Source organism: Enterobacter sp. BIDMC93, assembly GCF_001037805.1.
In the GTDB taxonomy this organism is placed as follows: domain Bacteria; phylum Pseudomonadota; class Gammaproteobacteria; order Enterobacterales; family Enterobacteriaceae; genus Enterobacter; species Enterobacter hormaechei_C.
The window spans coordinates 4,220,410-4,233,991 of record NZ_KQ089962.1 but is presented as its reverse complement, the minus strand read 5'-3'; the positions used below and the strand labels follow the sequence as shown (position 1 = coordinate 4,233,991).

Sequence of the window (13,582 nt, the reverse complement as noted above, 5' to 3'; positions counted from 1 at the left end):
AAGCTATCGCCATTAAAAAAGCCGGCATTCGCCGGCTTCTTATCACTCAATGTTCGTCAGTATCGCCGGGATGGTGTCATCCTTGCGCAACGTCATAATTTCGCAGCCGTTGTCTGTAACCACAATAGTATGCTCGTACTGAGCAGACAAGCTTCTGTCTTTGGTTTTTACCGTCCAGCCATCTTTCATGGTACGGATGCGGTAATCACCCGCGTTGACCATTGGTTCGATAGTGAAGGTCATGCCCTTTTGCAGCACTACGCCGCCGTCGTCTGCATCGTAGTGCAGAACCTGCGGTTCTTCATGGAACACACGACCAATACCGTGACCGCAATATTCGCGCACCACGGAGAAACCTTCCGCTTCCACAAATTTCTGGATTGCGGCGCCGATGGTGCGCAGGCGGATGCCCGGCTTCACCATTTTCAGCGCCAGGTAGAGGCTCTCTTGCGTCACTTTGCACAGACGCTCGCCCAGAATCGTTGGCTTGCCAACGATGAACATCTTAGAAGTGTCGCCGTGGTACTCGTCTTTAATCACGGTCACGTCGATGTTGACGATGTCGCCATCTTTCAGCAGCTTCTCGTCATCCGGAATGCCGTGGCAAACCACTTCATTAATAGAGATGCAGACGGATTTCGGGAAACCGTGATAGCCAAGGCAGGCGGAGACCGCGTGCTGCTCGTTGACGATATAGTCGTTACAGATGCGATCCAGTTCGCCAGTGCTGACGCCCGGTTTCACAAACGGCTCGATCATTTCCAGCACGTCCGCGGCCAGACGACCGGCGACGCGCATCTTTTCAATTTCTTCAGGTGTCTTAATAGAGATAGCCATGTAATCTGTCCATCGGTGTCGATTTTTTCGACAATACTAGTGTAAGTGTTGTCAATGGTATCAGTCAGGCGCACCCCGTGCCAAATTGAGAATCATTAACAGCACACTCCGCCAACAATTATTGGTTTCTGGCCGTGTTTTGTGATATAAAGCGCGCCGGACTTCCGATCCATCTCAGATACACAGGCTGGACGGGAGCGACAAATCTCACTTTGTGTAACAACACACACGTATCGGCACATATTCCGGGGTGCCCTTCGGGGTCGGTAATATGGGATACGTGGAGGCATAACCCCAACTTTCAATATAGAGGTTTTAAACATGGCAACTGTTTCCATGCGCGACATGCTCAAGGCTGGTGTTCACTTCGGTCACCAGACCCGTTACTGGAACCCGAAAATGAAGCCTTTCATCTTCGGCGCACGTAACAAAGTTCACATCATCAACCTTGAGAAGACTGTACCAATGTTCAACGAAGCCCTGGCTGAGCTGAACAAGATCTCTTCCCGTAAAGGTAAGATTCTGTTCGTTGGTACTAAGCGCGCTGCAAGCGAAGCTGTGAAAGATGCTGCTAACAGCTGCGACCAGTTCTTCGTGAACCATCGCTGGTTGGGCGGCATGCTGACCAACTGGAAAACTGTTCGTCAGTCCATCAAGCGCCTGAAAGATCTGGAAACCCAGTCTCAGGACGGTACTTTCGATAAGCTGACTAAGAAAGAAGCGCTGATGCGTACTCGTGAACTGGACAAGCTGGAAAACAGCCTGGGCGGTATCAAAGATATGGGCGGCCTGCCAGACGCGCTGTTCGTAATCGATGCAGACCACGAGCACATCGCAATCAAAGAAGCTAACAACCTGGGTATCCCGGTATTCGCTATCGTTGATACCAACTCCGATCCGGACGGTGTTGACTTCGTTATCCCGGGTAACGACGACGCAATCCGTGCTGTTAGCCTGTACCTGAGCGCTGTAGCTGCTACCGTTCGTGAAGGCCGTTCCCAGGATCTGGCTTCTCAGGCGGAAGAAAGCTTCGTAGAAGCTGAATAATAAGGTTTTACCCCTTATTAGTACCGTGTATGAATAGGGGCCCATTATCGGCCCCTTTTTTCAATTTATACTGTTTGGCTCCCGGCCGGGCAGTTCACATCTCCCGAGGATTTAAGAATGGCTGAAATTACCGCATCCCTGGTAAAAGAGCTGCGTGAGCGTACTGGCGCAGGCATGATGGATTGCAAAAAAGCGCTGACCGAAGCGAACGGCGACATCGAGCTGGCAATCGAAAACATGCGTAAATCCGGTGCGATCAAAGCAGCTAAGAAAGCAGGCAACGTTGCTGCTGACGGCGTGATCATCACCAAAATCGACGGCAACTACGGCATCATCCTGGAAGTTAACTGCCAGACTGACTTCGTTGCTAAAGATGCTGGTTTCCAGGCATTTGCTAACAAAGTTCTGGACGCAGCGGTTGCAGGCAAAATCACTGACGTTGAAATTCTGAAAGCACAGTTCGAAGAAGAGCGTGTAGCGCTGGTTGCTAAAATCGGTGAGAACATCAACATCCGTCGCGTTTCTTCCCTGGAAGGCGATGTTCTGGGCTCTTACCAGCACGGCGCGCGTATCGGTGTTCTGGTTGCGGCTAAAGGCGCTGACGAAGAGCTGGTTAAACAGCTGGCAATGCACATCGCTGCAAGCAAACCAGAATTCGTTAAGCCAGAAGACGTGTCTGCTGAAGTGGTAGAGAAAGAGTACCAGGTTCAGCTGGACATCGCGATGCAGTCTGGTAAGCCAAAAGAAATCGCAGAGAAAATGGTTGAAGGCCGCATGAAGAAATTCACCGGCGAAGTTTCTCTGACTGGCCAGCCTTTCGTAATGGATCCAAGCAAGTCTGTTGCTCAGCTGCTGAAAGAGCACAACGCTGATGTAACTGGCTTCATCCGCTTCGAAGTGGGCGAAGGCATCGAGAAAGTTGAGACTGACTTCGCAGCAGAAGTTGCTGCAATGTCCAAGCAGTCTTAATGATTGAAAAGGAGCCGCCTGAGGGCGGCTTCTTTTTGTCACCCGTCTCACGAAATCAGACAGGCTCCAGTATCGCTGTGCTGATTTGCGACATATCATGTCGCCAGAATTAACCCCATCTTAATCGTTGACAGTCTCAGGAAAGAAACATGGCTACCAATGCAAAACCCGTGTACAAACGCATTCTGCTTAAGCTGAGTGGCGAAGCGCTGCAAGGATCGGAAGGCTTCGGTATTGACGCAAGCATCCTTGATCGCATGGCACAGGAAATCAAAGAACTGGTCGAACTGGGTATTCAGGTTGGCGTGGTCATTGGCGGTGGCAACCTTTTCCGTGGTGCTGGTCTGGCGAAAGCGGGGATGAACCGCGTAGTGGGCGACCACATGGGTATGCTGGCAACCGTGATGAATGGCCTGGCGATGCGTGATGCGCTTCATCGCGCCTATGTGAACGCTCGCCTGATGTCCGCTATTCCTTTGAATGGCGTATGCGATAACTACAGCTGGGCAGAGGCCATCAGCCTGCTGCGCAACAACCGCGTGGTGATCCTCTCCGCCGGTACGGGTAACCCGTTCTTTACCACCGATTCCGCAGCCTGCCTGCGCGGTATCGAAATCGAAGCCGATGTGGTGCTGAAAGCGACCAAAGTAGATGGCGTGTTTACTGCCGACCCGGCAAAAGATCCTTCAGCGACCATGTACGATCAGCTGACCTACAGCGAAGTGCTGGAAAAAGAGCTGAAAGTGATGGATCTTGCCGCCTTTACGCTGGCTCGTGACCACAAACTACCGATCCGTGTCTTCAATATGAACAAGCCTGGCGCACTGCGTCGCGTTGTTATGGGCGAAAAAGAAGGCACTTTGATCACGGAATAATTTCCGTCGGCGATAAATACAGGTAAGATTCCGCTTTATTTCGACGTGGTATCTTACCCGGGCGCGCCTTTGGCGTTGTCATGAATTAAACGCGACTATACTTAGCACACCTGTAGCGCTGTGCTGGCGGATAGTCTGCCTGAGACAAGTTTTCAAGGATCCGTAACGTGATTAACGACATCAGAAAAGATGCTGAAGTACGCATGGAAAAATGCGTAGAAGCGTTCAAAAACCAAATCAGCAAAATCCGTACTGGCCGTGCTTCCCCAAGCCTGCTGGATGGCATCATCGTAGAATATTACGGTACGCCAACGCCTCTGCGTCAGCTGGCGAGCGTGACGGTAGAAGATACCCGTACCCTGAAAATCAACGTGTTCGACCGCTCAATGAGCCCGGCCGTTGAAAAAGCGATCATGGCATCTGACCTGGGTCTGAACCCAAGCTCAGCCGGCGCGGATATTCGCGTTCCACTGCCTCCGCTGACGGAAGAGCGTCGTAAAGACCTGATCAAAGTAGTTCGTGGTGAAGCTGAGCAGGGTCGTGTTTCCGTACGTAACGTGCGTCGCGATGCGAACGATAAAGTGAAAGCCCTGCTGAAAGAAAAAGAGATCAGCGAAGACGACGATCGTCGTTCTCAGGACGACATTCAGAAAATGACCGACGCGGCCATCAAGAAAATTGATGCGGCGCTGGCAGAAAAAGAAGCGGAACTGATGCAGTTCTGATTTTCGCTGTACACTGATAAACGCCGTTCAGAAGGACATTGAGTCTTGCTGGCGGCGTTTTGCTTTTATCTGGTCTAACTTTTGGGCATCTCATGAAGCATCTCACTCTCCTCGGCTCGACCGGCTCTATCGGTTGCAGCACTCTCGACGTTGTACGTCATAATCCTGACAGCTACACCGTGGCCGCGCTTGTGGCCGGAAAAAACGTGCAGCGAATGGTCGAACAGTGCCTGGAGTTTACCCCCCGTTTTGCGGTGATGGATGACGAAGAGAGCGCCCGCCAGGTGAAAGCGCTGTTGCAGGAGAAGGGCTGCCGTACCGAGGTACTCAGCGGGCAACAGGCGGCGTGCGATATGGCCGCGCTTGATGAAGTTGATCAGGTCATGGCGGCAATCGTCGGGGCGGCGGGTCTTCTGCCGACGCTTGCCGCTATTGATGCGGGTAAAGATGTCCTGCTTGCGAACAAAGAGTCGCTGGTCACCTGCGGACGCCTCTTTATGGAGGCGGTAAAACAGCGTGGGGCGCGTCTTTTGCCGGTCGATAGCGAACACAACGCGATTTTTCAGAGTTTGCCTCAACCTTTTCAACAAAACCTGGGGTACGCTGACCTGGAGCAGAATGGCGTTGTGTCGATTCTGCTTACCGGGTCTGGTGGCCCGTTCCGTGAAACGCCACTGTCTGAATTGAGCGCAATGACGCCGGATCAGGCGTGTCGTCATCCGAACTGGTCAATGGGGCGTAAGATCTCCGTCGATTCGGCCACCATGATGAACAAAGGTCTGGAATACATTGAAGCTCGCTGGCTGTTCAATGCGTCGGCGAAACAGATGGAAGTGCTGATACACCCGCAGTCGGTGATTCACTCGATGGTGCGCTATCAGGACGGCAGCGTGCTGGCCCAGCTGGGCGAACCGGATATGCGTACGCCTATTGCTCATACGATGGCGTGGCCAAACCGCGTAAAATCGGGCGTTAAGCCTCTCGATTTTTGTAAGCTGAGTTCACTGACGTTTAGCGAGCCTGATTACGACCGTTATCCCTGTCTGAAACTGGCGATGACGGCCTTCGATCAGGGGCAGGCGGCGACAACGGCGCTTAATGCAGCCAATGAAGTGACCGTTGAAGCATTCCTGAATCAGCAGATCCGCTTTACTGACATCGCCGCGTTGAATTTATCCGTGCTGGAGATGATGGATTTGCGTGAGCCGCAGAGCGTCGAAGAGGTGCTGGCCGTGGATGAACAGGCACGCATTGTTGCGCGTAAACAGGTGACACGTCTCGCAGGCTGGTGATAAAGCAAGCACTAGTCGTCGTGCTATTTGTTAGCGTTGGGCTTCAGTGATATAGTCTGCGCCACCTGATCGCAGGTATTTGGCTTTAAGTGGTCAGGTAAGCCGTGGTTTGACACGGCTTTTTTATGTATAGGCTTCAGTATTCCTGTGTACCGTTAAATCCTTTCAGGGACTAAAAACGCGTTATGTTGTCTGCGAATCAACCAATAAGCGAAAACTTGCCAGCACATGGCTGTCGCCATGTTGCAATCATCATGGATGGCAATGGCCGCTGGGCGAAAAGACAAGGGAAGATACGAGCCTTTGGGCATAAAGCTGGGGCGAAATCTGTTCGCCGCGCCGTCTCTTTTGCCGCCAATAACGGCATTGATGCGTTAACGCTCTATGCTTTTAGCAGTGAGAACTGGAATCGACCTGCGCAGGAAGTGACTGCGTTGATGGAACTGTTCGTGTGGGCGCTCGATAGTGAAGTAAAAAGCCTGCACCGCCACAACGTCCGCTTGCGTATTATTGGCGAAACCAGTCGTTTTAACTCACGTTTGCAGGAACGGATTCGCAAAGCAGAAGCGCTGACGGAAAATAATACCGGCCTGACGCTCAATATCGCGGCGAATTACGGCGGACGCTGGGATATTATCCAGGGGGTTCGGCATTTGGCTGAGCAGGTTCAGGAAGGGCTGTTAAGACCCGACCAGATTGATGAAGAGGCGCTGAGTCAGCAAATCTGCATGAATGAACTGGCACCCGTGGATTTGGTTATAAGGACAGGGGGGGAACATCGCATAAGTAACTTTTTGCTGTGGCAAATTGCCTACGCCGAACTTTACTTTACGGATGTTCTTTGGCCAGATTTTGATGAACAAGACTTTGAAGGTGCGCTGCATGCCTTTGCCAATCGAGAGCGTCGTTTCGGCGGCACCGAGCCTGGTGGCGATAACGCCTGATGGGGGTAGCTTTTGCTGAAGTATCGCCTGATTTCCGCTTTTGTATTAATACCCGTCGTCATCGCAGCGCTGTTTTTACTGCCTCCGGTGGGATTCGCTATTGTTACGCTGGTGGTGTGTATGCTCGCCGCGTGGGAATGGGGGCAGCTTAGCGGCTTTACCTCGCGCACTCAGCGGGTATGGCTGGCGGTACTCTGTGGTTTTTTACTGGCCCTGATGCTGTATACCTTGCCTGAATATCATCATGATGTTCACCAGCCGCTGGTTGCCGGATCCTTATGGATATCGCTGGCCTGGTGGATTGCTGCGCTTGTTTTAGTGCTTTTCTATCCGGGCTCTGCGGCGATCTGGCGTAACTCTAAAGTGTTGCGCCTTATTTTTGGTCTGCTCACGATTGTTCCGTTTTTCTGGGGTATGGTTGCGTTGCGCGCCTGGCACTATGACGAAAACCACTACAGCGGCGCGATATGGCTGCTTTATGTGATGATTCTCGTCTGGGGGGCTGACTCCGGGGCCTATATGTTTGGTAAACTGTTCGGCAAACATAAACTGGCGCCAAAGGTTTCTCCGGGCAAAACCTGGCAAGGCTTCATCGGCGGCCTGTTTACGGCAGCGATTATCTCCTGGGGCTATGGCGTCTGGGCGAATCTTGAGGTTGCCCCCTCCACGCTGCTGGTATGTTCGATTTTCGCGGCGCTGGCATCGGTGCTGGGTGATTTAACCGAGAGTATGTTTAAGCGTGAAGCAGGGATTAAGGACAGTGGTCACCTGATTCCAGGACATGGCGGAATACTGGATCGCATTGACAGCCTTACCGCGGCTGTTCCCGTATTTGCTTGCCTGCTTTTACTGGTGTTTGGGACGATATAACGGAAGGTTTTATGCTGAGCATTCTCTGGAATCTGGCGGCGTTCATTGTTGCACTGGGTGTACTGATTACCGTGCATGAATTTGGCCATTTCTGGGTTGCCCGGCGCTGTGGTGTGCGGGTGGAGCGATTCTCGATTGGCTTTGGCAAATCGCTCTGGAAGCGCACCGATAAGCATGGCACCGAGTTTGTCATTGCTCTGATTCCCCTGGGCGGCTATGTCAAAATGCTCGACGAACGCGTTGAGCCTGTCGCCCCGGAACTTCGCCATCGCGCGTTTAACAATAAAACTGTTGGACAACGTGCTGCCATCATCGCTGCCGGCCCGGTAGCCAATTTCATCTTCGCTATCTTCGCCTACTGGCTGGTGTTTATCATCGGCGTGCCTGGCGTGCGCCCGGTCGTGGGCGAAATCACCACGGGTTCTATTGCGGCAACGGCGCAAATTACACCGGGAATGGAACTTAAAGCGATTGATGGTATCGAAACCCCTGATTGGGATGCCGTGAGGTTACAACTGGTTGCCAAAATTGGTGATGAGCAGACAACCGTCAGCGTATCGCCATTTGGTTCCGACCAGCGGCAGGAAAAAGTGCTGGATTTACGCCACTGGCGCTTTGAGCCAGACAAAGAGGACCCTGTCGCCGCACTCGGGATTCGACCGCGCGGCGCGCAGATCGAGCCGGTATTAGCCGAAGTACAGGCCAAATCGGCAGCGAGTAAAGCAGGTTTACAAGCGGGTGACAGGATCGTTAAAGTCGATGGTCAGCCATTAACACAATGGATGACCTTTGTTACTCTGGTGCGCGATAATCCAGGCAAGCCGCTCGCGCTGGAAGTGGAAAGGCAGGGGAGTTCGCTCTCACTGACTCTCACCCCGGATACCAAATCGGGCGGCGGTAAGGCGGAAGGGTTTGCAGGCGTTGTGCCGAAAGTGATCCCACTGCCAGATGAGTACAAGACAATACGCCAGTATGGGCCGTTTAGCGCCATCGTTGAGGCCACGGATAAAACATGGCAGCTGATGAAGCTTACGGTCAACATGTTGGGGAAATTGATAACCGGTGATGTGAAACTGAACAACCTCAGTGGGCCAATTTCGATTGCTCAGGGGGCTGGGATGTCAGCGGAGTTCGGGGTGATTTACTATCTCATGTTCCTTGCGCTGATTAGCGTGAACCTGGGGATAATCAACCTGTTCCCGCTTCCCGTATTAGATGGGGGCCATCTGCTGTTTTTAGCGATTGAAAAGCTAAAAGGCGGACCGGTATCCGAGCGAGTTCAAGACTTTAGTTATCGCATTGGCTCGATTTTGCTGGTGCTGTTAATGGGGCTTGCACTTTTCAATGATTTCTCTCGGTTGTAAGAGAGTTAGTTAGGAAGAACGCATAATAACGATGGCGATGAAAAAGTTGCTCATAGCGTCGCTGCTGTTTAGCAGCGCGACCGTATACGGTGCTGACGGGTTCGTAGTGAAAGATATTCATTTCGAAGGCCTTCAGCGTGTCGCCGTTGGTGCGGCCCTCCTCAGTATGCCTGTGCGCCCCGGCGATACGGTTAATGATGAAGATATCAGTAACACCATCCGTGCTCTGTTTGCCACTGGCAACTTTGAGGATGTCCGCGTCCTGCGCGATGGTGATACGCTGGTGGTTCAGGTAAAAGAACGTCCAACGATTGCCAGCATCACTTTCTCCGGTAACAAATCGGTGAAAGACGACATGCTCAAGCAGAACCTTGAGGCATCGGGTGTTCGTGTGGGGGAATCTCTGGACCGCACAACCCTTGCAGACATTGAAAAAGGTCTGGAAGATTTCTACTACAGCGTCGGTAAATACAGCGCGAGCGTTAAAGCGGTTGTTACACCGCTGCCACGTAACCGTGTTGACCTGAAACTGGTCTTCCAGGAAGGTGTTTCTGCGAAGATCCAGCAGATCAACATCGTGGGTAACCACGCGTTCAGCACCGACGAACTGATCTCCAACTTCCAGCTGCGTGACGAAGTGCCGTGGTGGAACGTGGTAGGCGATCGTAAATACCAGAAACAGAAACTGGCGGGTGACCTTGAAACCCTGCGCAGCTACTATCTGGATCGCGGTTACGCCCGTTTCAACATCGATTCAACTCAGGTGAGTCTGACTCCGGACAAGAAAGGTATCTACATTACCGTTAACATCACAGAAGGCGATAAGTACACGCTTTCGGGTGTTGAAGTCAGCGGCAACCTGGCAGGACATTCAGCTGAAATTGAATCTCTGACCAAAATTCAGCCGGGCGATCTGTACAGCGGATCTAAAGTCACCAAAATGGAAGACAGCATTAAGAAGCTGCTCGGCCGTTATGGTTATGCGTATCCGCGTGTGCAAACGCAGCCGGAAATTAACGACACGGATAAAACCGTTAAGCTGCACGTTAACGTTGATGCGGGCAACCGCTTCTACGTGCGTAAGATCCGCTTCGAAGGTAACGATACCTCTAAAGACTCCGTTCTGCGCCGTGAAATGCGCCAGATGGAAGGGGCATGGCTGGGAAGCGATCTGGTAGATCAGGGTAAAGAGCGTCTGAACCGTCTGGGCTACTTCGAAACGGTCGATACCGATACTCAGCGTGTACCAGGTCGTCCGGATCAGGTTGATGTTGTTTATAAAGTTAAAGAACGTAATACCGGTAGCTTCAACTTCGGTATTGGTTACGGTACTGAAAGTGGCGTGAGCTTCCAGGTCGGTGTTCAGCAGGATAACTGGCTGGGTACGGGCTACTCTGTCGGTATCAACGGGACGAAAAACGACTACCAGACCTACTCTGAGTTCTCCGTTACCAACCCATACTTCACCGTTGACGGTGTAAGCCTGGGCGGTCGTATCTTCTATAACGACTTTAAAGCGGACGACGCGGACCTCTCCTCGTATACCAACAAGAGTTACGGTCTGGATGGTACGCTCGGCTTCCCGGTTAACGAATACAACACCTTGCGCGCAGGTTTAGGGTACGTGCATAACGACCTGTCCAACATGCAACCGCAGGTGGCGATGTGGCGTTACCTGGACTCCATCGGTCAGTCGGCGAGTACGTCCAGCGATGATAACGGTTTCGCCGCGGATGACTTCACCTTCAACTACGGTTGGACCTACAACCGTCTTGACCGTGGCTACTTCCCGACGGAAGGTTCACGCGTCAACCTGAACGGTAAAGTGACTATCCCGGGCTCGGATAACGAGTTCTACAAGGTCACGCTGGATACGGCGTCCTACTTCCCAATTGATGAAGATCACAAATGGGTTGTTCTGGGTCGTACCCGTTGGGGTTATGGTGACGGTATTGGGAGCAAAGAACTGCCGTTCTATGAAAACTTCTACGCCGGTGGTTCAAGCACCGTGCGTGGCTTCCAGTCCAATAACATTGGTCCGAAAGCGGTTTATTACGGCGGTAATGACGAAGATAACTGCGCAAGCCGTGATCCTAAGCAAGTATGTAGCTCTGATGACGCAGTAGGTGGTAACGCTATGGCCGTGGCGAGCCTCGAGTTCATCACGCCTACGCCGTTTATCAGTGATAAGTATGCGAACTCCGTGCGTACCTCCTTCTTTATGGATGCAGGTACGGTGTGGGACACCAACTGGGAGAACACCGCCCAGATGCGTGCGGCGGGGGTTCCGGACTACAGCGATCCGAGCAACATTCGCATGTCCGCAGGTATCGCATTACAATGGATGTCACCGCTGGGGCCGTTGGTCTTCTCTTACGCCCAGCCGTTTAAGAAATACGATGGAGACAAAGCGGAGCAGTTCCAGTTTAACATTGGTAAAACCTGGTAATAATCCGCTGCAATGGAATGCGTTGGCAGTGTAGCGCTGACAACCGGCGATCGGTAACACGGTCGCCTTGCCACGCAAAGAACGGTACCCCTCGGGTGCCAATGGGATGGTAAGGAGTTAATTGTGAAAAAGTGGTTATTAGCTGCAGGTCTCGGTTTAGCGATGGCAACTTCTGCTCAGGCAGCGGATAAAATTGCAATCGTCAACATGGGTAATTTGTTCCAGCAGGTTGCACAGAAAACCGGTGTTTCTGCAACGCTGGAAAACGAATTCAAAGGCCGTGCGAGCGAACTGCAACGTATGGAAGGTGATCTTCAGTCCAAGATGCAGCGTCTTCAGCGTGATGGTTCTACCATGAAAGCGAGCGAGCGCAGCAAACTGGAAAAAGACGTCATGTCTCAGCGCCAGACCTTCTCTCAGAAAGCACAGGCTTTCGAGCAGGATCGTCAGCGTCGTTCTAACGAAGAGCGTGGCAAACTGGTGACGCGTATTCAGTCTGCCGTTAAAGCAGTAGCAGCCGATCAGAGCATCGATCTGGTTGTTGATGCGAACGCCGTTGCATTCAACAGCAGCGATGTTAAAGACATCACCGCTGATGTTCTGAAACAGGTTAAATAAGTAATGCCTTCAATTCGACTGGCTGATTTAGCTCAGCAGTTGGATGCAGAATTACACGGTGATGGCGATATCGTCATCACCGCTGTTGCGTCCATGCAATCTGCTAAAGCAGGCACTATTACCTTCATGGTAAGCCCTAAGTACCGTGAACACCTGGCCCAGTGCCAGGCGTCTGCCGTTGTGCTGACGCAGGACGATCTTCCGTTTGCCACTAGCGCTGCACTGGTAGTGAAAAATCCCTACCTGACCTATGCGCGCATGGCCCAAATTCTTGATACCACGCCGCAGCCGGCACAGAACATTGCAGCCAGTGCTGCGATTGATCCGACGGCTCAGCTGGGTAACAACGTATCAGTCGGCGCAAACGCCGTTATCGAATCCGGCGTTGTTTTGGGTGATAACGTGGTGATTGGCCCTGGCTGCTTTGTTGGAAAAAATACGAAAATTGGCGCAGGGTCTCGTCTGTGGGCCAATGTCTCTGTCTACCATGAGGTTGAGATTGGCGAGAATTGTCTCGTACAGTCCAGCACGGTGATTGGTTCTGACGGATTTGGTTACGCCAACGATCGGGGTAACTGGGTTAAGATCCCTCAGCTGGGTCGCGTGATTATCGGCGATCGTGTGGAGATCGGCGCTTGTACAACTATCGACCGCGGTGCGCTTGACGACACCATTATTGGTAACGGTGTTATCATAGACAACCAGTGCCAGATTGCACATAACGTTGTGATTGGCGACAATACCGCAGTTGCGGGTGGTGTTATCATGGCAGGCAGCCTGAAAATTGGCCGTTACTGCATGATTGGCGGTGCCAGCGTGATCAATGGCCATATGGAAATATGCGACAAAGTCACGGTGACGGGGATGGGTATGGTGATGCGTCCAATCACTGAGCCTGGCGTTTATTCCTCAGGTATTCCGCTGCAACCGAACAAGGTCTGGCGTAAAACAGCTGCACTGGTGATGAATATTGATGATATGAGCAAGCGACTCAAAGCGATTGAGCGCAAAATCGATCAACAAGACTAAGCGTTCATCCGTTTAACGCTAAATTTCCCGGCCTGTCGGCTTTGTTTATAAACCGGCAGGCCGTGTTATTATTGCTACTTAGTACATTTGACAGGAAGAGTATTTTGACTACTGACACTCATACTCTGCATATTGAAGAGATTTTAGAACTTCTGCCGCACCGCTATCCGTTTTTACTGGTAGACCGTGTGCTGGATTTTGAAGAAGGTCGTTTTCTGCGCGCAGTGAAAAATGTCTCCGTTAACGAGCCGTTCTTCCAGGGGCACTTCCCTGGTAAGCCTATCTTCCCGGGTGTATTGATCCTGGAAGCGATGGCACAGGCTACCGGTATTCTGGCGTTTAAAAGCGTAGGTAAACTGGAACCGGGTGAACTCTATTACTTCGCGGGTATCGATGAAGCGCGCTTCAAGCGTCCGGTCGTGCCTGGTGATCAAATGATCATGGAAGTCACTTTTGAAAAAACGCGTCGCGGCCTGACTCGCTTCAAAGGCGTAGCTATGGTTGACGGCAAAGTTGTTTGCGAAGCGACAATGATGTGTGCGCGTAGCCGGGAGGCCTGATAC

At 52.1% G+C, this 13,582-nt stretch carries 13 protein-coding genes; 12 read left to right on the top strand and 1 reads right to left on the bottom strand.

The features are described from left to right. Positions 1–42: 42 nt before the first annotated feature. Positions 43–837 (bottom strand): type I methionyl aminopeptidase, encoded by a 795-nt coding sequence (gene map / locus SK58_RS19830; RefSeq protein WP_015572721.1) that lies wholly within the window; start codon positions 835–837, stop codon positions 43–45. Between the two features lie 321 nt (positions 838–1,158). Between map and rpsB the strand changes: the two genes are divergently transcribed. The 12 genes from rpsB to fabZ all read left to right on the top strand — a co-directional run bounded on the left by rpsB (position 1,159) and on the right by fabZ (position 13,579). Further along, positions 1,159–1,884 carry a 30S ribosomal protein S2 gene (rpsB, locus tag SK58_RS19825; protein WP_003856207.1) on the top strand — a complete coding sequence of 242 codons (726 nt, stop codon included), beginning with the start codon at positions 1,159–1,161 and terminating at the stop codon, positions 1,882–1,884. Positions 1,885–2,001: 117 nt separating this feature from the next. Next, positions 2,002–2,853 (top strand): translation elongation factor Ts, encoded by an 852-nt coding sequence (gene tsf / locus SK58_RS19820; RefSeq protein WP_023303106.1) that lies wholly within the window; start codon positions 2,002–2,004, stop codon positions 2,851–2,853. A gap of 149 nt (positions 2,854–3,002) precedes the next feature. Further along, complete coding sequence (pyrH, locus tag SK58_RS19815) at positions 3,003–3,728, top strand: UMP kinase (RefSeq protein ID WP_002889306.1); 726 nt, start codon at positions 3,003–3,005, stop codon at positions 3,726–3,728. 167 nt (positions 3,729–3,895) lie between these two features. Next, positions 3,896–4,453, top strand: a complete 558-nt coding sequence (gene frr / locus SK58_RS19810) for a ribosome recycling factor (protein ID WP_017383739.1) — start codon at positions 3,896–3,898, stop codon at positions 4,451–4,453. A gap of 92 nt (positions 4,454–4,545) precedes the next feature. Then, the gene (gene ispC, locus SK58_RS19805; RefSeq protein WP_023303107.1) at positions 4,546–5,745 is read left to right on the top strand and encodes a 1-deoxy-D-xylulose-5-phosphate reductoisomerase; all 1,200 of its coding nucleotides are present in this window, start codon (positions 4,546–4,548) and stop codon (positions 5,743–5,745) included. A 185-nt stretch (positions 5,746–5,930) separates the two neighbouring features. Beyond that, positions 5,931–6,689: a (2E,6E)-farnesyl-diphosphate-specific ditrans,polycis-undecaprenyl-diphosphate synthase gene (ispU, locus tag SK58_RS19800; RefSeq protein ID WP_003856176.1), complete on the top strand. Its 759-nt coding sequence runs from the start codon at positions 5,931–5,933 to the stop codon at positions 6,687–6,689. Positions 6,690–6,701: 12 nt separating this feature from the next. After that, positions 6,702–7,559, top strand: coding sequence for a phosphatidate cytidylyltransferase (gene cdsA / locus SK58_RS19795; RefSeq protein WP_003856175.1), 858 nt, complete (start codon positions 6,702–6,704; stop codon positions 7,557–7,559). A gap of 11 nt (positions 7,560–7,570) precedes the next feature. Continuing rightward, positions 7,571–8,923, top strand: a complete 1,353-nt coding sequence (gene rseP / locus SK58_RS19790; protein WP_003856174.1) for a sigma E protease regulator RseP — start codon at positions 7,571–7,573, stop codon at positions 8,921–8,923. A 31-nt stretch (positions 8,924–8,954) separates the two neighbouring features. Further along, positions 8,955–11,372: an outer membrane protein assembly factor BamA gene (bamA, locus tag SK58_RS19785; protein WP_003856172.1), complete on the top strand. Its 2,418-nt coding sequence runs from the start codon at positions 8,955–8,957 to the stop codon at positions 11,370–11,372. Positions 11,373–11,495: 123 nt separating this feature from the next. After that, positions 11,496–11,990 (top strand): molecular chaperone Skp, encoded by a 495-nt coding sequence (gene skp / locus SK58_RS19780; RefSeq protein ID WP_006810039.1) that lies wholly within the window; start codon positions 11,496–11,498, stop codon positions 11,988–11,990. A 3-nt stretch (positions 11,991–11,993) separates the two neighbouring features. Further along, positions 11,994–13,019: a UDP-3-O-(3-hydroxymyristoyl)glucosamine N-acyltransferase gene (gene lpxD, locus SK58_RS19775; protein ID WP_015572726.1), complete on the top strand. Its 1,026-nt coding sequence runs from the start codon at positions 11,994–11,996 to the stop codon at positions 13,017–13,019. A 104-nt stretch (positions 13,020–13,123) separates the two neighbouring features. Further along, complete coding sequence (gene fabZ / locus SK58_RS19770; RefSeq protein ID WP_003856165.1) at positions 13,124–13,579, top strand: 3-hydroxyacyl-ACP dehydratase FabZ; 456 nt, start codon at positions 13,124–13,126, stop codon at positions 13,577–13,579. Positions 13,580–13,582 lie beyond the last annotated feature (3 nt).